Here is a 21368-nt window from a genome sequence, read left to right on the forward strand (position 1 = left end):
AGTGAGATTTTAGCTGCGAGTCTCATCTCTTTTTTACGAATTGGAAGACACTTTCTAGGTGCGTTTTGCCGTTAGTTACGTTATCCAAGAAGAGTTAAAATCAAGGTGGCACCGTGCTTTTTGCGCCCTTGTTGAGCTAATGAAGCTTGGCAAGGGTGTTTTTTATTCCCGGCAGACAAGGAGAAATTCAAATGAAGTATCAACGTCCGAAAGGAACTGCTGACATCTTGCCTAATCAATCAAGTAAATGGCAATTTGTTGAAGATAATGCGCGTCAATTATTTGCGAAGTATTGTTATCAAGAAATTAGAACTCCAATTTTTGAAAATTTTGATGTTTTTTCAAGAACATCAGGTGAAACATCTGATATTGTTACAAAAGAAATGTACGATTTTTATGATAAAGGTGATCGTCATATTACTCTAAGACCTGAAGGAACTGCTGGAGTAGTTCGTGCTTTTGTTGAAAATAAGTTATTTGCACCAGAAGTAAATAAACCATGTAAATTATATTATATGGGTCCTATGTTTCGTTATGAGCGTCCACAAGCAGGACGCTTGCGTGAATTTCATCAAATTGGAATCGAAGCGTTTGGCTGTGAAAATCCAGCTTTGGATGCTGAAGTGATCTCAATGGCGCTTGAATTACTTGCTCAGTTAGGAATTAAAAATATTAAATTAGCTTTAAATACTTTAGGAGATAATGAATCACGACAAGCGTATCGTCAAGCGTTAATTGATTACTTGACCCCACTTGCAGATCAATTATCTAATGATTCAAAACAACGACTTGAGAAAAATCCATTACGGATTTTGGATAGTAAAGAAGAATGTGATCAAGCTATTATTGCTAACGCTCCATCAATTTTAGATTATTTAACACCTAAGGCTAAAGAATATTTTGCAAACGTAAAAAGCTTATTGGATGCCTTAGAGATTTCATATGAAATTGATAGCAATATGGTTCGTGGTTTGGATTATTATAATCACACAATTTTTGAAATTATGAGTAATGATCAAGTTTTCGATAATAAATGGACAACTATTTGTGGTGGTGGACGTTACAGTGGTTTAGTCGAACAACTTGGAGGCCCAGAAATGCCAGGGATTGGATTTGGGATAGGTGTCGAACGGCTATTATTATTGCTAGAAAATTTAGAATTAGCTAATCCATTAGATGTTTACGTTGTTAGCATCGGAGAGCAAACACAAACCGAAACGTTTAAATTAGTGCAAAGTTTGCGTAAACAAGGTTTTGTAGCAGAAAAAGATTATCTTGAACGCAAAATTAAAGCACAATTTAAGACTGCGGATAAATTAAAAGCGCGGTATACATTGACTCTTGGTGAAAGTGAGTTAGAAACTGGCAAAATTAATTTAAAAGATATGCAAAACGGTGAAGAACACAGTGTAAACTTAGCTGATGTGTATGCTGATTTTGCGAAAATTTTAAAGGATTAAGAGAGGAGTTTTAAATAGTGAAACGAACAACATATGCAGGTTTAGTTGATGAGAGCTTTTTAGGTCAAGAAGTTATCTTGAATGGATGGGTTCAAAAACGGCGTGATTTAGGAAATTTAATTTTTATTGATTTACGTGATCGTGAAGGAATTGTTCAATTAGTTTTTAGCCAAGAATTTGGGCCTGAAGCATTAGAAATTGCAGATACTTTAAGAAATGAATTTGTTATTGAAGTCCAAGGTAAGGTAGTTGCCAGAGGAGAAAAAGCCATCAATCCTAATATGAAAACTGGTAAAGTTGAAGTGGAAGTCAAGCAAGTCAATGTCTTAAACAAAGCTAAGACTCCGCCGTTTTATATTGAAGATGACATCAATGTATCCGATGATTTGCGCTTGAAGTATCGTTATTTGGATTTACGTCGTCCTGAAATGCAACGTGCATTAAAGATTCGAAACCGAATTACACAAACAGTACACAGTTATTTAGATCAAAATGACTTTATCGACATTGAAACACCATATTTGACAAAATCAACTCCAGAAGGTGCACGTGATTATTTGGTGCCTTCACGTGTTTATCCAGGACATTTTTATGCTTTGCCACAATCACCACAGTTATTTAAACAATTGTTAATGAATGCTGGATTTGATCGTTATTATCAAATTGCTCGTTGTTTTAGAGATGAAGATTTACGTGGTGATCGTCAACCAGAATTTACTCAAATTGACATGGAAATGTCATTTATGACAGCAACTGAAATTCAAGAATTGACAGAAGGTTTGCTCAAAGCAATTATGAAAAATACTTTGGGAATTGAGTTGAAAACACCAATTCAACAGATTTCTTGGAATGAAGCGATGGATCGCTTTGGTTCTGATAAGCCAGATATTCGATTTGGAATGGAACTAAAGAATATGGCTGAAGTTGTGGCTAATTCAGGCTTTAAAGTGTTTGATACAACACTTGAAAACGGAGGCCAAGTCAAAGCAATTGCAGTCCCAGGTGGTGCAGATAAGTACTCACGTAAACAAATCGAACAAAAACAAGACTATATTAAACGTTTTGGGGCTAAAGGATTAGCTTGGGTTAAGGTTACAAACGAAGGCTTACAAGGACCTATTGCTAAATTCTTTGTTGATAAAACTACTGAAATCATGCAAGCTACTCAAGCAAATGTTGGTGATTTAATTTTATTTGTCGCTGATAAAGCAAGCGTTGTAGCTGATAGCTTAGGTTACTTGCGTGTGAACATTGCCAAAGAATTAGGTTTAATTGACGAAAATCAATTTGCTTTTGTATGGGTCGTAGATTGGCCATTATTTGAATATAGTGAAGATTTTGGCCGTTATATTGCAGCTCATCATCCATTTACGATGCCAAATGAAGAAGACTTAGAATTACTCAAGACAAACCCACATGAATGTCATGCTCAAAGTTACGATATTGTATTGAATGGGTATGAATTAGGCGGAGGTTCTATTCGTATTCATCAAAGAGAAGTGCAAGAAAATATGTTTGCAGCTTTAGGTTTTAGTGAACAAAGTGCTAAAGAACAATTTGGCTGGTTCTTAGATGCTTTAGACTACGGTTTCCCACCACATGGTGGTTTGGCTTTAGGTTTAGATCGCTTTGCAATGTTATTAGCGGGTAAGGAAAATATTCGTGAGGTAATTGCCTTTCCAAAGAATTCTAAAGCTTCTGAACCATTGACTAATGCACCAAGTTTTGTTTCGGATAAGCAATTGGATGAATTGTACTTGCAAACAGAAATACCTGCAGATGCTAAAATAAATGCACAAGATTAATTAAAAAGGTTGGGTTTACCAACCTTTTTTCTGTGAAATAAGGTATACTAAATTAGAACTAGAAGTTTATTAAATTGTATATCACAATTTTATAAATTGTATACAGCAATTTATAGGGGGAGAAACGTATGAAAAAACAAGATACGGCTATTTTTGCGGGCGGATGCTTTTGGTGTATGGTAGAACCCTTTGACCAACAACCTGGAATTATTTCGGTTCGCTCTGGATATACCGGAGGCAGTGTGCCTAATCCAACTTATGAGGAAGTAAAGAATGGTCAAACTGGTCACACAGAAGCAGTCAAAATTGTCTTTGATCCTACAATTATTAGTTATGAACGTCTAGTAGAGATATATTGGCAACAAACTGATCCAACAGATGCTATGGGACAATTTCAAGACCGTGGTAGTAGCTATCGCCCAGTGATTTTTGTTAAAGATGAAGTTCAACAGCAAATAGCCTTAAAATCTAAACAAAATTTACAAGCTAGTGGGCGTTTTAAAAAAACAATCGTGACGCAAATTGAACCGGCTACAGCTTTTTATGAAGCAGAAGAATATCATCAAGATTTCTATAAAAAAGATCAAGTGCGCTATGCTTTTGAAGAAGCTCAGGGACGTCAAGCGTTTAAAGAGAAATATTGGAACTAAATTGGAGATGAATTGAGCAGATGGATGAGTTACAAAGTATTTGGAAGCGTCATATTTATATTGCGCGTGCTTCCACGGCCTTTATTTATGGGATTATTGTGTCAGTTGCGATGAACTTTTTTTGGACACCAGGACATATTTATTCATCGGGAATTACTGGTTTAGCCCAGCTATTAACGACATTGTTAAAAGAAACTAATCTACCTTTATCAACGGCGTTTTTACTTTTTGCATTAAATGTGCCTTTGTTTATTTTGGCATGGTTTCAAATTGGACATCGCTTTACAATTTTTACATTTTTAGCGGTTATTTGTTCAAGTATAATGATTAAAATTATTCAACCAGTGACTTTGACACATGATCCAATTATTTGTGCTATTTTTGGAGCTGCAATTAATGGATGGGGCACGGGATTGGCGCTTAAAAATGGTATCTCAACTGGTGGTTTGGATATTTTAGGCTTAACCATTCGTAAACACACGGGGAAAAGTATAGGAACAATCAATATTATCTTTAATGCTTTTATTGTACTTGCTGCTGGTTTTGTTTATGGTTGGCCATATGCGTTTTATTCAGCTTTGGGTTTATTTGTTAATGCTAAGGTTATGGATATGGTTTATACAAGACAACAAAAAATGCAAGTGATGATTGTCACTAGCAAACCTAACTGCGTGGTTGAATGTATTCAAAATCGTATGCGTAGAGGAATTACGATAGTTCATGGTGCAGAAGGTGCGTATAAGCATGATACAAAGACTATTTTATTTACGGTTATTTCACGTTATGAACAACCAGAATTACGTAAGGCCATGGAAGAATCCGATCCACATGCTTTTGTAAGTATTGCAGATAACGTACACATTATGGGGCGCTTTTATGAACCGCAACCATAACATGACAAGGAGGAAAAAATGTCAGCTATCAAAGTCAGCATAGTCGTAGCAATTTATAATGTTGAAGCATATCTGGAAAAATGTTTAACGACCTTGCTTAAACAGACTTATCCAAACTATGAATTAATCTTAGTAGACGACGGTAGTAGTGATCGTTGTGGTGAAATTTGTCAGGATTTTAGTCAAAAAAATCCTGCTAAAATTAAATACTACCATAAAGAAAATGGTGGTTTGTCTGATGCACGTAATTATGGGTTACAATATGTGACAGGCGATTATGTTTTATTTATTGATTCAGACGATTATGTTGAAGAAAATATGTTAGAACGTATGGTCTTGATGAGTGCAGATGGGCAAAAAAAGATTGTCGAATGTAATTTTTTATGGGAGTATCCAGATAAAATACGCACTGATATACGAAAAAGTTATCGCAGTTTAAATGATTATTTAGTTAATGGACGTGTTGTTGCTTGGAACAAGATGTATTTGACTAGTTGGCTTAAAGAAAGTCAAGTATTGTTTCCTAAAGGAAAGCTTTATGAAGACCAAGCTTTTTTCTTTAAGTTGGTGACTTTTTTAGATAGTATTGATGATGTTGCTATAGATGAAGCTTGTGAGGTTCACTATGTGCAACGGGGAAATTCAATTTCTTATAGTGAAACTAAACGTATCGCGGATATTTTTTGGATTTATCAAGAAATAATCGATTTTTACCAAAATAAGGGTTGTTTAAGGCAATATTTTGCCGAACTTGAGTATCGTTTTAGTCGTAATCTACTAGGAAATGTTTTGTTGCGTAAGGTATTAAAACTCAAAGATAAAAAACTTAAGCAACAATTATTAACAAGAATATGGAAAAATGTTCATACTTGGTTTCCGGATTGGCGTAAAAATAAGTATCTTAAGACTAAAGATAAACAAAATATTTATTTACGTTTATTAAATAAGGTGAGTTATAAATTATTTTATCTATTATGAGGAGGAATGAGAAATGCTATTAGGTTCACACGTAAGTATGAGTGGCAAAGAGATGTTATTAGGAGCAGCTAAAGAAGCTGCTAGTTATCATGCAAGTACATTTATGATTTATACGGGAGCACCACAAAATACGCGACGTAAAGATATTTCTGAAATGAATATTGAAGCCGGCCAAAAATATATGCAAGAAAAAGGATTGAGCAACATTGTGGTTCATGCGCCGTATATCATTAATTTAGGTAATACCGTTAAGCCTGAAAATTTTGGCTTTGCAGTAGAATTTTTGCAAGCAGAAGTAATGCGTGCGCAAGCTTTAGGAGCAAAACAAATGACGCTTCATCCAGGTGCTCATGTTGGAGCTGGCAGTGATGCAGCTATTAAGAGTATTGCCAAAGGATTAAATGAAGTGCTGACGCAACAACAAGATTTACAGATTGCGATTGAAACGATGGCAGGTAAAGGCACTGAAGTCGGGAGAACCTTTGAAGAAATTGCAAAGATGTTTGAACTTGTGACATTTAACGACAAATTATCGGTAACTTTGGATACTTGTCACATTAATGATGCTGGCTATAATGTTAAAGAAGACTTTGATGGAGTTTTAAATGAGTTCGATCATATAATAGGATTGCAAAATTTAAAAGTTGTACATGTCAATGATTCTAAAAATCCTCAGGGTAGTCATAAAGATCGGCATGAAAATATTGGCTTTGGAACAATTGGTTTTGAAACATTAAATAAAGTAGTTCATCATCCGCAGTTAAAAGATATTCCTAAGATTATGGAAACTCCATATGTTGGACCAGATAAAAATGATAAGTACGCACCATATGCATATGAAATTGCGATGTTTAAAGCTGAACAATTTGATGCAGATTTATTGGATAAAATTTATCAAAATAAAGGTAAACTATAAATAAAAAATAAGCACGGACCTGGTTTTTCAGGTGTGTGCTTATTTTTTTAATTTGCTAAACTTTCCATAATTAAGGTTGCAGTTTCTTCAATTGATTTATGTGCAACGTTAATTGATAGGCATCCTAGTTTTTTATAAAGTTCATCTGCAAAGTTAAGTTCTGCTTTGATGTTATCAACGTTTGAATAAACGGTATCTGGATCAAGACCATACGAAATCATTCTATTTCTGCGAATATCATTTAAGACAGAAACATCGTTTGTTAAGCCAATTATTTTTTTAGGATCGACTTGATAGATTTCTTCGGGAATTTTGGTTTTAGGAACAAGTGGCAAATTAGCAACTTTATAACCGCGATTAGCTAGGTATAATGAAAGAGGCGTCTTAGATGTGCGTGATACACCTAATAAAACGATATCGGCTTTCAAAAAACCAGCAGGATCTTTACCGTCATCATAAGTTACAGCAAACTCAATGGCTTCAATCCGATTGAAATATTCCTTATCGGTATTATGATTCATACCCGCTTGATGTAGAGGTTCACATTTGGTACGTTTAGAAAATTTAGTGATTAAGTCTGAAATAATATCATAAGAATCTAGGTTGTTTTCTTGACAAAAATTAGCAACGTAATCTGCTAGTTTGTCTACAACTAAACTATAAACAACAAATGCTTGTTCACGTTTAGCCTGTTTTAAAATACCATCAAGCAATGAAGTCGTACGTGTAAGAGGGAAACGTTTAATATTAAAAATAGCATCAGGAAATTGGACCATGGCTGCTTGTACAAGATTAAAACCAGTTTCACCAAGTGAATCAGAGATGATGAACAAAGGAACTTTAGTTGGCGTTTTTTCTGACATAAAAAAACCTTCTTTCATAAAGTACTATAATTAGATTATATCCGTTTTCACATTTCTTCTCAAACAGATTTAAAGTTTATTAAAGAACTAATGAAGTTTTAGAGAAGACTAAAAATAATTTGCGTAATTTATTAAAGTTTTATTGACGTTGTATTTACCATTAGTTATAATGGAAAAGAACTGTTGAGTTTTGTTAGTTTAATACAATTTAAGACGGTTACATTTTTAGCTCGGAGGGAGGGAAATCACCATGTCAAAAACAGTCGTTCGTAAAAACGAATCTCTTGATGACGCTCTTCGTCGCTTCAAACGTTCCGTTTCAAAAACAGGTACTTTGCAAGAATATCGGAAACGTGAATTTTACGAGAAGCCAAGTGTAAAACGTAAGAAAAAATCCGAAGCAGCAAGAAAGCGTAAAAATAAGCGTCGTTTCTAGTTTCTAGAGGGAGGCAAATGTGATGAGTTTATTAGCATCATTACAAAAAGATATGGTGGCTGCGATGAAAGCTAAGGATAAAGAAACCTTAGGGACCATTCGAATGTTAAAAGCTGCCGTAACAAACGAGCAAATTAATGTAGGACATGATTTGACTGCTGATGAAGAAGTTAGTGTGTTGGCTCGTGAGTTAAAACAACGCAAGGATTCTTTGGAAGAATTCAAAGCTGCCAATCGGAGCGATTCGGTTGCTAAGTTAGAAGCCGAAATTAAAGTCGTTGAAAGTTACTTACCAAAGCAATTGAGTGCAGATGAAGTGAAGACCGTAGTTGAAGAAACGATTCAAGAAGTAGGTGCGACTTCAAAAGCTGATTTTGGTAAAGTGATGGGCGTTTTGATGCCAAAACTTAAAGGTAAAGCTGATGGTAAATTGGTCAATCAAATCGTTAAAGAGCTATTAAGTTAGACAATAAAAAAGAGTCTTGGATATCCAAGGCTCTTTTTTATGTGCAGAAAAGATAATTACGCAAGACTAGTTAAAACCTTGATTATATGATATATTAACAATATGAAATGCAACTAAAGGAGTCTTGATCTTTTGTCAAATCAACGAGTAATTGAAAAAAAATTTTATTTGCCCGATCCAAACTTAGAAGTTGCTTTGTTTGGTGTTAATGATAAATATTTAAAATTATTAGAAGAGGGCCAAAATGTTATCATTAAACCAGGTTCAGAAATTGTTAAGATTTCAGGAAAAGAAGATGACGTTATTTTAACGCGTGAAATTTTAAATGAGTTAACCAATCTTTTACAACAAGGTATTCGATTAGGCAGTGCGGATTTTGTTTCGGCCTTAAAAATGGCTCAAAGAGGAACGTTAGAGTATTTTCAAGATTTATATACGACTACTTTGTTAAAAGATTATCGTGGCCGTGCGATTCGAGTCAAAAATTATGGTCAAAGGCAATATGTTCAAGCGGTACGTAATAATGATTTAGTTTTTGGGATTGGTCCGGCTGGAACTGGAAAAACCTTCTTAGCGGTTGTGATGGCGGTAGCTGCTTTAAAAAGGAAAGAAGTTGAGCGCTTGATTTTGACGAGACCAGCAGTTGAAGCAGGCGAGTCACTAGGTTTTTTACCCGGTGATTTGAAAGAAAAAGTCGATCCCTACTTACGTCCAGTGTATGATGCTTTGCACACTATTTTAGGTGCAGAACATACAGAACGTTTGATTGAACGTGGAATTATTGAAATAGCTCCTTTGGCATATATGCGTGGGCGAACATTAGATAATGCGTTTGTAATTTTAGATGAAGCACAAAACACCACTAGAGCACAAATGAAGATGTTTTTGACTCGCTTAGGATTTGGATCAAAGATGATTATTAATGGTGATAAGACACAAATTGATTTACCTAAAGGGCATAAACAAAGTGGACTAGTTGATGCACAAAGAATTTTACAAGGCTTAGCTAACATTGAATTTGTAACTTTTGACGCAGCTGATGTTGTTCGTCATCCCGTGGTTGCACAAATTATCGATGCTTATGCAAATGTGGGACAAGAATTTAAAGAAGAAAAAGAGGAAGCATAATGGAATTAGCAATTTTTGATGAAACTAAACAAGTTTCACCCGAATGGATAAAATTAATCGAAGATGTTTTGAATTATGCTGGCGATTACCTAAAATTACCAAAAGATACAGAAATGTCAGTGACATTGATGGATAATGAAGCGATTCATCAAATTAATAAGCAGTATCGTGGGGTAGATAAACCCACTGATGTAATCAGTTTTGCGATTGAGGAAAACGATCCAACGGAAGTACCAATTATTCTTCCAGATGATGATGAGTTTGATTTGCCAAGAAATATTGGTGATATCATGGTTTCAGTTGACAAAGTTATTGAACAAGCAAAATATCTGGGACATTCACCCCAACGTGAATTAGGCTTTTTGGTAGTTCATGGTTTTTTACATTTAAATGGATACGACCATATGAATGATGCAGACGAAGCAGAGATGTTTGGTTTGCAGCGTGAAATTTTGGATGCATATGGACTTAAAAGATAAAGAAAAAAAAGCCAGATTGATTTGGAAGAATCAAACATTCTGTGAATCATTGCGCCATGCATGGGATGGAATAGTCGCTGTGTTTAAAGATGAACGCAATTTTAGATTTGACGTCTTTTCTCTAATCTTGGTCGTAATTATGGGAATATGGTTGCAAGTTTCAATGATGGAATGGTTATGGCTTTTGCTAGCATCATTTGCTGTTCTAATTAGTGAAGTTTGGAATACAGCAATTGAAAATGTAGTTGATTTGGCAACTTGCTATGAACGGCGGCCGTTAGCGAAGAAAGCTAAAGATATGGCGGCTGGTGCAGTATTGTTATCTGCTTTTTTTGCACTAATTGTTGCCGGAATTATTTTTGTTCCTAAATTATGGGGAATTTTGTTTTGAGTTAAGAAAGGAATTTTAAAGTGAGTAATGAATTTCGTTCGGGGTTTGTGGCGATTTTAGGTCGTCCTAACGTCGGAAAATCGACATTTTTAAATAAAGTTATCGGTCAAAAGATTGCGATTATGAGTGACAAAGCACAAACGACGCGCAATAAGATTCAAGGGATTTATACAACAAAGGATGCGCAGATTGTCTTTATTGATACACCAGGGATTCACAAGCCCCAAAGTCGCTTAGGTGATTTTATGGTAGAATCTGCTTTATCAACTTTAAATGAAGTTGACGCAATCTTGTTTATGGTTAATGCTACACAAAAGCGTGGACGTGGAGATGATTTTATCATCGAACGTTTAAAAAATGTCAATAAACCAATTTATTTAGTGATTAATAAAATTGATCAGGTTCATCCTAATGATTTGCTACCATTAGTAGATGACTATAAAGATACCTTAGATTATAAAGAAATCTATCCTATATCAGCACTGCAAGGAAACAATGTCGATGAATTAGTTGCTAATTTGATTAAGGATTTACCACAAGGACCGCAATTTTATCCAGAGGATCAAATTACCGATCATCCAGAACGCTTTATAGCGGGGGAATTGATTCGTGAAAAAGTTTTACAATTGACACGAGAAGAAGTTCCACATTCAGTAGCCGTTGTAGTAGAAAGAATTTATCGTGAAGACGAACAAAAAGTGCATGTACAAGCTACCATTATTGTAGAACGCAAGAGTCAAAAAGGAATTATTATCGGTAAAGGCGGGCAAATGTTGCGTAAAATCGGGACTTTAGCGCGCAAAGATATTGAAAAGATGCTTGGTGATAAGATTTATCTAGAACTTTGGGTAAAAGTTCAACCTAAATGGAAGGATAAAAAAGCAGATTTACAGGCATTTGGATATCGGCAAGACGATTATTAATGAAAAAGGCTAGATCGAGTTGATCTTGCCTTTTTATTTAAGGAGGCAAGTGATTTTGTTACAACAAGGTGTAGAATTTAACGGGATAGTTGTTTCTAGAAGAAATTATCGTGAGCGCGACATGTTAGTCGAGATCTTGACTGATCGTTATGGCTTTAAAACCTTTTTTATTCGTGGTGCTAAAAAAAGAGGCTTTAGGCTTGCTGCTGCAATTTTGCCTTTTAGTCACGGTAGTTATGTTGGTAGTATTAATGATGATGGACTTTCTTTTATCGATACTGCTCGAGAGGTTAGACAGTATCAAAATATTTGTCAAGATATTGAATTAAATGCTTATGCTTCATATATTTTAAGTCTAGGCAAAATAGCTTTAAAAGAAGACGTTGCTAATGCTTTATTATGGTGTGTGAAATTTCAAAAAGCAGTTGAGTTGATTGACGAGGGCTTTGATGCACAAATTATTACTAATATTATTGAAATTCAATTATTAGAATGTTTTGGTGTTAAGCCATATCTTGAAAGCTGTGTAATTTGTCAAAATACCAAGTTGGCTTTTGATTTTTCTGAAAATTATGGTGGTTTATTATGTCAAAAACATTGGTATTTAGACAAAAATAGGCTTCGTTTAGATCCAAGAACGATTTATTATTTGCGCTTGTTATCCGTGGTAGATTTAGAGCGTTTAAGCTCAATCAATGTCAAAAAAGAGACTAAAGATAGATTACAAGCAACAATTGATCGTATTTATCAAGATCAAGTTGGTGTTTATGTTAAGGCTAAAGATTTCATTAGACAGTTAAAAGATATCAGTCATTTTTTAGTATCAGATAATGAAAGGATAGATGTTGACAAATAGCGTTTTTTGGACTATTCTAACTTTATCTGAAAAAATAATAGAGACGTTGATGAAAAAAGGTTGTTTCTTTAGACGATTACAGCGAGTCTGAAGGGTGAAAGCAGACATTGTCTTGAAACAATTGGCGTTTTTGGAGTCTTATTTAATGAAGCTGCTAGTTAAGACTAGAAGTAGGGTGGAACCGCGATTAAAAATCGTCCCTATGTGACCGTTTGGCGTTGCATAGGGACTTTTTTTGTGGCGCTACGGTTGGAAATCTTTTGAGGAGGAAAAAAATATGACAAAAAAATTAGCAATGCAAGACATTATTTTGACTTTGCAACAATTTTGGGCTAAGCAAGGTTGTATGTTGATGCAAGCTTATGATACAGAAAAAGGGGCTGGAACAATGAGCCCATATACATTTTTACGTGCAATTGGGCCAGAGCCTTGGAATGTAGCTTATGTTGAACCATCACGTCGTCCTGCTGATGGACGGTATGGTGAAAATCCTAACCGTTTATATCAACATCATCAATTTCAAGTTATTATGAAGCCATCACCAAGTAACATTCAAGATTTATACTTAGAAAGCTTAAAGGCCTTGGGGATTGATCCTAAAGAACATGATGTTCGGTTTGTAGAAGATAACTGGGAAAACCCATCGATGGGGTGTGCTGGTGTTGGCTGGGAAGTTTGGTTAGATGGTATGGAAATTACACAGTTTACTTACTTCCAACAAGTTGGTGGCTTAGAAGTACGTCCAGTTGCAGCTGAAGTTACCTATGGTTTAGAACGATTATCATCATATATTCAAGATGTTAACTCTGTTTTTGATTTAGAATGGGCTGATGGCGTTAAGTATGGTGATATCTTCAAGCAACCAGAATATGAACATTCAAAATATTCCTTTGAAGAAAGTAACCAAGATATGTTACTTAAAGCGTTTGATACCTATGAAACAGAAGCTAAAAAACAAATTGCTAATGGCTTAGTACATCCAGCCTACGATTATATTTTGAAATGTAGTCATACTTTTAACTTATTAGATGCGCGCGGAGCTGTTTCGGTGACTGAACGGGCTGGTTATTTAGCGCGGATTCGTAATATGGCCAAATCTGTTGCTAAGGTTTTTGTTGAAGAGCGTAAGAAATTAGGCTATCCGTTGATTAAAGATGAAAAATTACGTCAAGAATTATTGAAGGAGGAAAAATAATGAGTCATACATTTTTACTTGAAATTGGTTTAGAAGAAATTCCGGCTCATGTCGTTACTCCAAGTGTTAACCAATTAGTTGAAAAAACCAAAGCTTTTTTAGATGCACAACGCTTAGCTTATGGCGAAATTTTACCTTACTCAACTCCACGGCGTTTAGGCTTAAAGATTGTTGATTTAGCAGATAAACAAGCTGATATTGAAGAAGAAGCTAAAGGACCAGCTAAAAAGATTGCTTTAGATGACGCTGGTAACTGGTCAAAGGCTGCTCAAGGCTTTTGTCGTGGTCAAGGGGTTAGTGTTGATGATCTTTTCTTTAAAGAGATTAAAGGTGTCGAATATGTATACGTTAAGAAATTCATCGCTGGTCAACTTGCTAAAGATGTTTTGCAAGGAATCAAAGAAGTTATCATGAGCATCAAGTTTCCAACGATGATGCGTTGGGCAAGTTATGATTTTGAATACGTTCGCCCATTACGTTGGTTAGTTGCGTTATTAGATAACGAAGTCGTTGAATTTAACATTTTAAATGTTGCTAGTGGACGTGTTAGTCAAGGGCATCGTTTTTTGGGTCAAACAGTGACTTTAAATGATGCTAATGAATACCCAGCAAGTTTATTACCTCAAAAAGTTATCGCTGATGCTAAGGAACGTAAAGATTTAATTGTTACACAAATCAAGGATTTAGCTGCGCGAAATGCTTGGAACGTCGATATTGATGAAGATTTGTTAGAAGAGGTTAACAACTTAGTCGAATATCCGACTGTTTTTGCAGGTAGCTTTGATGAAAAATATCTAGAAGTACCAGATGAAGTTTTAATTACTTCGATGAAAGATCATCAACGCTTCTTTTATGTTACCGATCAAAATGGTCAAATGCTACCAAACTTTATTTCGGTGCGTAACGGTAATGAAGATTATCTAGAAAATGTAATTGCTGGAAATGAAAAAGTTTTAACGGCGCGCTTAGAAGATGCTAAATTCTTCTATCATGAAGATCAACAACAAACAATTGCACACTATGTTGAACGCCTTAAAAAAGTTACTTTCCATGATAAAATTGGAACGATCTATGAAAAGATGCAACGGGTGGCTAAAATTAGTGCCTTTTTAGGTGAATATTTAGGTTTGAGCTCAGCTGAATTAGCCGATTTAGCTAGAGCTGCTGAAATCTATAAATTTGATCTAGTAACCGGTATGGTAGGTGAATTTGCCGAATTACAAGGGATTATGGGTGAAATCTACGCTAACTTAGCTAATGAAAATAAAGCTGTTGCAATTGCAATGCGCGAAGAATATATGCCAACAAGTGCAGAAGGACAACTGCCTGAAACTAATGTAGGTGCTGTGCTTTCGATTGCCGATAAGCTAGATAGTATCCAAGCATTCTTTAGTGCTGATATGATTCCAACTGGTTCAAACGATCCATATGCTTTGCGTCGTCAAGCATTAGGGATAGTTCGCATTACTTTGGATAAAGGCTGGAATCTTTCAACAACGTTACTACAACGTGCAATTGAACAAGCCGCTAGTCAAGTGCCTGAATTATATGAAAATATTGATCCATCTAAACATCAAGAAGAACGCGCAGCCTTTATTGTTGATCGCTTAGAACAACTATTAAGCAATGAAAATCTACGCCATGATGTGATTAGCGCGACAACAGCGGTTAAAGATAATCCATTTGTTCAAAGCAAACAAGCAAGTGAAGTTTTGAGTCAACATTTAGCGGATGCAGACTTTAAAGAAACAATTGAAGCTTTGACACGTGTTACACGTTTAGCTAAAAAAGCGCCTGAATTTTGTGATTGCGAAGAAGTTGATGGTGCATTGTTTGAAAATCAAGCTGAAATCAATTTGAATAAGGCAGTTGATGAAGTATTAGCTAACTATGCCAAACAAAATGTTGTGCAAAAATATGAAGCTTTACATTCCTTAAAAGAACCAATCAGTGCATATTTTGAACAAACAATGGTGATGGCAGATGACGAAGCTATCAAAAATAATCGTTTATTACAATTAAGTATTATTGCTGATTTAACTAGAGTATTTGGTTGTTTAGAAGAATTAAATGTTAAGTAATTAGTATAATGTAAGAGAAGTCTACACGAATTTCGTGGGGCTTCTTTTTAGTTGGTTTTGAAATTATGGAATTGACAAGTAAAAATTTCTGCGCTATTAATAAAGTGATAAATTTTTATTTATTAAGGAGAAAGAGTATTGTTCAAAAATTTTAAAATTCAAAGTTTGACTTTGATTATGGTAGCGTTTGTCTTAGGCTTTAGCGAATTTATCATTGTCGGTATTTTAAATGATTTAGCTAAGCAATTTACAGTTTCTGTAGCTAATGTTGGTTTGTTAGTAACGATGTTTGCCTTAATTTATGCAATTAGTACACCATTCATTACGTTATATATTGGTAGATTTAACCTTTTTAAAGTAATGTTAAGTTTACTAGCTAATTTTGGGTAATCTGTTAACGGCGTTAGCGGGGAATTATCTCACTTTAATTATTTCACGGATTATCACAGCTCTAGTTTCAGGCGTGATCATTTCGGTAGCATTAACATTTGCGACGTTTATTGCACCACTGGCTAAACGTGCTTGGTTAGTTTCGTGGATTTTTTCAGGTTTTAGCATTGCTTCGGTTTTTGGAGTGCCACTTGGGATACGGATTAGTACTTATTTGGGATGGGGGCAAGCTTTTTATTTGATTACAGCACTTAGTATTCTTACATGGATCTTATTTGTGCTAGCATTACCCCATGATGTTAAACAAGTTAAGAGTGGTGGCCTAAAGATGCAATTGGTGCTTTTGACTGATAAGCGAATTTGGTTAGGGATGTTATTACCACTCTTTAACCTAGGAGGGATATATGCCTTTTATACGTATTTACGTCCGAGTTTGTCACAAAGTTTGCATTTTCCAACAAGTTGGCTGACGGCTTTATTATTTGTTTATGGCTTAATGTCGTTATTTAGTAATCAATTTAGTGGTGTTTTAGCACAAAATGGTGGTTTAAATAAGATGCCATGGGTCTTTTTAGCACAAGTTTTGCTCTTAGGCTTTTTGCCGTTCTTTTTCATGAATCGTTGGATAGGACTAGGAGTTATCATGTTGTTAGCAATAAGCATGTATTTATTAAATTCACCGTTGCAACTGTATTTTTTACAAGTAGCTGAATAAGATTATCCCCAAGCGTTGGTTTTGGCTTCGTCTTTAAATTCAATTTTTGCTAATTTTGGGATAGCTTTGGGTTCAGCAACAGGAAGTTTTGTTGTCGAAAATTTCGGCTTAAAACCGTTAGGCCCAAGTGGCGCACTGTATGCACTGTTAGCATTTATTGTGGTTATATGCTTAAATAAAGCAAAGGCACACTATACTAAGAAAAGTTGTTAAGAATAGTTGACGTTTTGCTAAAAATTTGTTATGATTCAAATGTTGTATTTGTGCATGTCACAGCTACAACCGCACGTTTTAAGTTTAAGTGTTCAAATGAGCCACTACATTACGGCGAGTCTAAGTTTATAATCTCAAGGAGGTGCACATAATGTACGCAATCATTAAAACTGGCGGCAAGCAACTTAAAGTTGAAGCTGGTCAAGCTATCTATGTTGAAAAGTTAAACGCAAACGCAGGCGACAAGGTTACTTTTGACCAAGTTGTTTTAGTTGGCGGCGAAAAGACAGTTATCGGTACACCTGTTGTTGAAGGTGCTACAGTTACAGGTACTGTTGAAAAGCAAGGTCGTGCTAAGAAAGTTGTTACTTTCAAGTACAAACCAAAGAAGCATTCACATACAAAGCAAGGTCATCGTCAACCATATACAAAAGTTGTTATTGATGCAATTAACGCTTAATTACTTGAAAGTAGGCGCATAAGATGATTCACGCACAGATCAGACGACAAGGTTCCCAAATTAGCGGCTTTTGTTTGTCAGGACATGCGGGTTCTGGCGCATATGGACAAGATATTGTATGTGCAGCGGTCTCAGTCTTAGCGATTAATACCGTTAATAGCTTGGAAAAGTTAGCTTTGGTTAAGCCCAAAGTTGAAATTGACGAGGTAGATGGTGGTTATTTGAGTCTAGAACTCGACGCTCAAGATTTAGCAGACTTTAAGGCTCAATTGTTACTTCAAAGCTTTGTCTTAGGATTAAATGATATTGAGCGCAGTTATCAAGAATTTATTCAGATTAAAGATTAATCAAGGCTACGGGAGGTGCACTGATTATGTTGATGAACTTACAATTATTCGCTCACAAAAAGGGGGGCGGTTCCACATCTAACGGTCGTGACTCACGCTCCAAGCGTTTAGGCGCAAAGAGTGCTGATGGTCAAACAGTTACAGGCGGTTCAATCTTATACCGTCAACGTGGTACTCGTATCTACCCAGGTGTAAACGTTGGTATGGGTGGCGACAACACATTGTTCGCTAAAGTATCTGGCGTTGTTAAATTTGAACGTAAAGGTCGCGACAAGAAGCAAGTTTCTGTTTATCCAGTCGCTGAATAATTACGGAGCACAAAGCTTGATTTGACGGGCTTTGTGCTTTTTTGTTTGCTTAAAAAAATCATTTTTGCTAGATTTAGTTTTAAATCGACATAAATTTGGCAAATTTATATATATCTTTATAAAAGATGTTTCACTAATTATATAACAGTAGTACATAAAAAAGACGACAAGTTAATTACTAGTGCTAGGTGCTTTTTGGTATAATTAAATTGAAGCGTTAGCAATAATTTTTTTACTCTATTTTGGATTTATTCATGTAGATTTAACAAAATGAAAGGAATAGCGGTTTAATTACGCCTAAAATCAGCTTATGAAAGAAAAAATTTTAGTTTATCCGGTAATTGTTGCAAAATGTGATGATGAAAGTGGCAAATATTATAGTGTAACTTCGCCTAATATTAAGGGGATGGTGACGGATGGGACAACTTTACCTGAGGCAATTACGTATGCACAAGATGCAATCGCAACAATGATTGCTGATACAACATATCCAAAAGTCCAAGATCCAACAAAATGGCAATTAAGAAAAGATGAATATATCATGTGGATTTCTGTTAATATGACTAGATGGCTTAATGATTATGGCAAAACAGTCCGCAGAAATATTACGTTACCGGCTGTGTTAAATGAATGGGCTAAAGAAAATAATATCAATGTTTCCAAGGTTACAACCGAAGCATTAAAACGGTTGGCCAATATTTAATAGTTTAAATTATTAAATTTTATGTTAGTATAGAATAAATTAACTTTTTATGAAAGGTAAGTGAGCTTTTTATGAGTAATACACGTGTTGATAAATTACGCCAAAAGATGCAACAAATGAGTGTTGATGCCTTTTTAGTGACAGCTCCGTTTAATATTTATTATCTCAGTGGCTTTACAGGTGATGATGGTTTATTATTGGTGACTGAAAACGACAAGTATTTGATTACAGATGCACGCTTTAGTGAACAAGTAGCCCATCAAAATCCTGATTGGCAAGCTGTTATTACGCGTAATTACTTGCAAAGTGCCTGTGAATTGGCAAAGCAAAAAAATATAAGTGCAATGGCCTTTGAAAATACCATCAGTTATGCGCAATATGATTTGTTAGACGAATTAGCTCAATGTGATATTGTTCCTCTAGCAGGTATATTAGAGGAAATTCGTGCAATTAAAGATGAACAGGAAATAGAAATCATTAAAAAAAGCTGCGAACTTGCAGGTCAAGGTTATCGCTATGTGTTAGATATGATTGCAGCAGGTCAAACTGAAATGTATGTTGCTAATGAATTAGACCATTTTATGAAATTACATGGTGCGCAAGATAAATCGTTTGAAACAATTTTAGCTAGTGGAGAACATACAACGTGGCCACATGGGACTGCCAGTTCTAAAATAATTGAAACTGGTGATTTAGTGACGCTTGACTTTGGATATTATCTAGATCATTATACTTCTGATGTAACGCGAACCTTTAGTGTAGGTAAGCAAAGTGATGAAGTCAAAAAGATTTATGATACGGTATTAACAGCACAAATTAAGACAATCGAAGCCATTAAACCAGGTATCACAAGTAAAGAACTTGATGATATTGGGAGAGACTATATTAAAGCACAAGGCTATGGACAATATTTTGAACATGGAATGGGACATGGTATAGGATTAGATATTCATGAATTACCAAACATTAGTTATCGTAGTCAAGAAGTTTTGCAGCCAGGTCAAATCATTACGATTGAACCAGGGATTTATGTTCCAGGTGTTGGTGGAGTGCGGATTGAAGACGATATCTTAGTTACTAAAGATGGTTATGAAAATCTCACCCAGTTTACTAAGGAGTATTTAGAGATTTTAAACTAAATTTGTGAACGTTTTTCTTTTGAATAAAAACAGATATAACTTGACAAAGAGCCAATTTCACGTGAAAATAGGTTATGCGATAATTCTGGTAGTGTGTCCATTTTTAGTGACAAGTTAAACACTTCAGATGAACATCAAGGAGGAAAAACGAAATGATTTCAGTTAACGATTTTAAAAACGGGTTAACAATTGAAGTTGACGGCGAATTATGGCGTGTTGTTGAATTCCAACATGTTAAACCAGGTAAGGGGTCTGCATTTGTGCGTTCTAAATTAAAGAACTTACGTAATGGTGCCGTTCAAGAAAAAACATTCCGTGCAGGTGAAAAAGTAGCGCAAGCTCAAATTGACCGCAAGAAGATGCAATACTTATATGCAGATGGTAACAACTACATCTTCATGGATACAGAAACTTATGAACAATTAGAACTTCCAGGTGAACGTATCGAAAACGAATTGAAGTTCATGAAAGAAAACATGATTATTAGTATTATCATGTTTGGTGCAGAAACTTTAGGGGTAGAATTACCAAATACTGTTGATTTAGAAGTTTCTGAAACAGAACCTGGTATCAAAGGTGATACTGCTTCTGGTGGTTCTAAGCCAGCAACAATGGAAACTGGTTTAGTAGTTCAAGTCCCATTCTTTGTGAATGTGGGGGATGTTTTAACAATTAACACGGCTGATGGAACTTATATCTCACGTGCTTAATATTTAAAGGAGGTTTTTGTGATGGCTGAAGATAACAACATTGTCTTAGCAAGTAAGGAACCTAGCTTAGGTGAAGTTCAGATTGCTCCTGAAGTAGTTGAAGTGATTATCGGAATTGCAGCTAGCAAGGTCGAAGGTGTCTATGCAATGCAAGGTACTTTGGCAAATAGTTTTTCAAAGTTCTTTGGACGCCAAGATCGCAAAACAGGTGTAAAGCTTGACCAAGAAGAATCTGCTTTGAAAGTTGATGTTTATGTTTATCTAAACTATGGTGTTTCAGTGCCTAAAGTGGCTGTGCAAATCCAAGAAAAAATTAAACAACAAGTTTTGTTTATGACTGGTTTGGAAATTACACAAGTCGACGTTCATGTGCAAGGTGTTGTTCCTGAAAAGCAAGAACCAACAGTTGATCCTAATAACTTATTTGGTGAAGAAAACGGTGAAGAAAAGTGAGTATAAATAGACATCAAATTCGCAAGATAGCTTTTCAAACATTGTTTGCTTTAAGCAGTAACCCAGAAGCACAACCAGCAGATGTCTATCGTCAATTATTGGATGAAGTTTCAAAAGACCAACCAACGCCTGCTTATTTAGAACAACTTGTTAAAGGCGTTTTGAGTCAACAAGCAAAAATTGATGCGCTTATTGAACAACATCTTAATAAAAATTGGACATTGGCACGTTTGAATAAAACAGATCTTTTGATTTTACGTTTAGCTGTCTATGAAATCAAATTTGAACAAGATTTAGCAAATAAGATTGCTATAGATGAAGCGTTGCAATTAGCCAAAGAATTCAGTGACGAAAAATCACGCCGCTTTATCAATGGAGTTTTAAATAACTTGATTTAAAAATAATACCCT

General features: G+C 35.3%; 24 protein-coding genes, 1 pseudogene and 1 other annotated feature. Of the genes and pseudogenes, 24 read left to right on the forward strand and 1 reads right to left on the reverse strand.

Features of this window, described 5'->3' with window-relative positions; all coding sequences use genetic code 11:
* The first annotated feature begins 191 nt into the window (after positions 1–191).
* The 6 genes from hisS (at position 192) to QM017_RS04155 (ending at position 6702) form a co-directional block, all read left to right on the forward strand.
* Positions 192–1460, forward strand: a complete 1269-nt coding sequence (gene hisS, locus QM017_RS04130; protein WP_178197384.1) for a histidine--tRNA ligase — start codon at positions 192–194, stop codon at positions 1458–1460.
* A 17-nt stretch (positions 1461–1477) separates the two neighbouring features.
* Positions 1478–3265, forward strand: a complete 1788-nt coding sequence (gene aspS / locus QM017_RS04135; RefSeq protein ID WP_178197386.1) for an aspartate--tRNA ligase — start codon at positions 1478–1480, stop codon at positions 3263–3265.
* Positions 3266–3393: 128 nt separating this feature from the next.
* Positions 3394–3915 (forward strand): peptide-methionine (S)-S-oxide reductase MsrA, encoded by a 522-nt coding sequence (gene msrA / locus QM017_RS04140; RefSeq protein WP_282708947.1) that lies wholly within the window; start codon positions 3394–3396, stop codon positions 3913–3915.
* A gap of 20 nt (positions 3916–3935) precedes the next feature.
* Entirely contained in the window at positions 3936–4808 is an 873-nt protein-coding gene (locus QM017_RS04145; RefSeq protein WP_178197389.1) for a YitT family protein, read from the forward strand.
* Between the two features lie 18 nt (positions 4809–4826).
* Positions 4827–5786, forward strand: coding sequence for a glycosyltransferase family 2 protein (locus QM017_RS04150; RefSeq protein ID WP_282708948.1), 960 nt, complete (start codon positions 4827–4829; stop codon positions 5784–5786).
* A gap of 13 nt (positions 5787–5799) precedes the next feature.
* Positions 5800–6702 (forward strand): deoxyribonuclease IV, encoded by a 903-nt coding sequence (locus QM017_RS04155; RefSeq protein WP_282708949.1) that lies wholly within the window; start codon positions 5800–5802, stop codon positions 6700–6702.
* A 47-nt stretch (positions 6703–6749) separates the two neighbouring features.
* Here the strand turns inward: QM017_RS04155 and QM017_RS04160 are convergent, their stop codons facing one another.
* Positions 6750–7565: a pyruvate, water dikinase regulatory protein gene (locus QM017_RS04160; RefSeq protein ID WP_282708950.1), complete on the reverse strand. Its 816-nt coding sequence runs from the start codon at positions 7563–7565 to the stop codon at positions 6750–6752.
* Positions 7566–7815: 250 nt separating this feature from the next.
* Here QM017_RS04160 and rpsU point away from each other — a divergent pair, with 250 nt between their 5' ends.
* From rpsU to nusB, 18 genes and pseudogenes are all read left to right on the forward strand, one after another.
* Positions 7816–8001 (forward strand): 30S ribosomal protein S21, encoded by a 186-nt coding sequence (rpsU, locus tag QM017_RS04165; protein WP_003694124.1) that lies wholly within the window; start codon positions 7816–7818, stop codon positions 7999–8001.
* 22 nt (positions 8002–8023) lie between these two features.
* Entirely contained in the window at positions 8024–8467 is a 444-nt protein-coding gene (locus tag QM017_RS04170; RefSeq protein WP_282708951.1) for a GatB/YqeY domain-containing protein, read from the forward strand.
* A gap of 132 nt (positions 8468–8599) precedes the next feature.
* Positions 8600–9595 (forward strand): PhoH family protein, encoded by a 996-nt coding sequence (locus QM017_RS04175; RefSeq protein ID WP_282708952.1) that lies wholly within the window; start codon positions 8600–8602, stop codon positions 9593–9595.
* Positions 9595–10074: an rRNA maturation RNase YbeY gene (ybeY, locus tag QM017_RS04180; protein WP_282708953.1), complete on the forward strand. Its 480-nt coding sequence runs from the start codon at positions 9595–9597 to the stop codon at positions 10072–10074. The genes QM017_RS04175 and ybeY overlap by 1 nt, the downstream gene beginning before the upstream one ends.
* On the forward strand, positions 10052–10465 hold the full coding sequence (locus QM017_RS04185) for a diacylglycerol kinase family protein (protein WP_282708954.1): 414 nt from the start codon (positions 10052–10054) through the stop codon (positions 10463–10465). Before ybeY ends, QM017_RS04185 begins: the two co-directional genes overlap by 23 nt.
* Positions 10466–10485: 20 nt before the next feature.
* Positions 10486–11388, forward strand: a complete 903-nt coding sequence (gene era / locus QM017_RS04190) for a GTPase Era (RefSeq protein ID WP_282708955.1) — start codon at positions 10486–10488, stop codon at positions 11386–11388.
* Positions 11389–11440: 52 nt separating this feature from the next.
* Complete coding sequence (gene recO / locus QM017_RS04195) at positions 11441–12244, forward strand: DNA repair protein RecO (RefSeq protein WP_282709558.1); 804 nt, start codon at positions 11441–11443, stop codon at positions 12242–12244.
* 277 nt (positions 12245–12521) lie between these two features.
* Positions 12522–13439 (forward strand): glycine--tRNA ligase subunit alpha, encoded by a 918-nt coding sequence (glyQ, locus tag QM017_RS04200; protein ID WP_282708956.1) that lies wholly within the window; start codon positions 12522–12524, stop codon positions 13437–13439.
* Positions 13439–15520, forward strand: coding sequence for a glycine--tRNA ligase subunit beta (gene glyS, locus QM017_RS04205; RefSeq protein WP_282708957.1), 2082 nt, complete (start codon positions 13439–13441; stop codon positions 15518–15520). Before glyQ ends, glyS begins: the two co-directional genes overlap by 1 nt.
* Before the next feature lie 177 nt (positions 15521–15697).
* Positions 15698–16838: pseudogene (locus QM017_RS04210) on the forward strand (MFS transporter).
* A 57-nt stretch (positions 16839–16895) separates the two neighbouring features.
* Positions 16896–16970 (forward strand) — a sequence feature (ribosomal protein L21 leader region).
* A 19-nt stretch (positions 16971–16989) separates the two neighbouring features.
* Positions 16990–17298: a 50S ribosomal protein L21 gene (gene rplU / locus QM017_RS04215; RefSeq protein ID WP_178195518.1), complete on the forward strand. Its 309-nt coding sequence runs from the start codon at positions 16990–16992 to the stop codon at positions 17296–17298.
* Between the two features lie 23 nt (positions 17299–17321).
* A complete protein-coding gene (locus QM017_RS04220; protein WP_178195516.1) occupies positions 17322–17645 on the forward strand; it encodes a ribosomal-processing cysteine protease Prp in 324 nt (107 codons plus the stop codon).
* 20 nt (positions 17646–17665) lie between these two features.
* Positions 17666–17953 (forward strand): 50S ribosomal protein L27, encoded by a 288-nt coding sequence (rpmA, locus tag QM017_RS04225; protein ID WP_178195541.1) that lies wholly within the window; start codon positions 17666–17668, stop codon positions 17951–17953.
* A gap of 310 nt (positions 17954–18263) precedes the next feature.
* Positions 18264–18656: a type II toxin-antitoxin system HicB family antitoxin gene (locus tag QM017_RS04230; protein WP_282708958.1), complete on the forward strand. Its 393-nt coding sequence runs from the start codon at positions 18264–18266 to the stop codon at positions 18654–18656.
* A 71-nt stretch (positions 18657–18727) separates the two neighbouring features.
* On the forward strand, positions 18728–19795 hold the full coding sequence (locus QM017_RS04235) for a Xaa-Pro peptidase family protein (RefSeq protein ID WP_178195512.1): 1068 nt from the start codon (positions 18728–18730) through the stop codon (positions 19793–19795).
* 152 nt (positions 19796–19947) lie between these two features.
* Positions 19948–20505, forward strand: coding sequence for an elongation factor P (efp, locus tag QM017_RS04240; protein ID WP_178195510.1), 558 nt, complete (start codon positions 19948–19950; stop codon positions 20503–20505).
* 21 nt (positions 20506–20526) lie between these two features.
* A complete protein-coding gene (locus QM017_RS04245) occupies positions 20527–20958 on the forward strand; it encodes an Asp23/Gls24 family envelope stress response protein (protein ID WP_178195508.1) in 432 nt (143 codons plus the stop codon).
* Positions 20955–21356, forward strand: coding sequence for a transcription antitermination factor NusB (gene nusB / locus QM017_RS04250; protein WP_178195505.1), 402 nt, complete (start codon positions 20955–20957; stop codon positions 21354–21356). The genes QM017_RS04245 and nusB overlap by 4 nt, the downstream gene beginning before the upstream one ends.
* Positions 21357–21368 lie beyond the last annotated feature (12 nt).

The sequence above is a fragment of the Ligilactobacillus sp. Marseille-Q7487 genome, from assembly GCF_949152225.1.
GTDB lineage: Bacteria > Bacillota > Bacilli > Lactobacillales > Lactobacillaceae > Ligilactobacillus.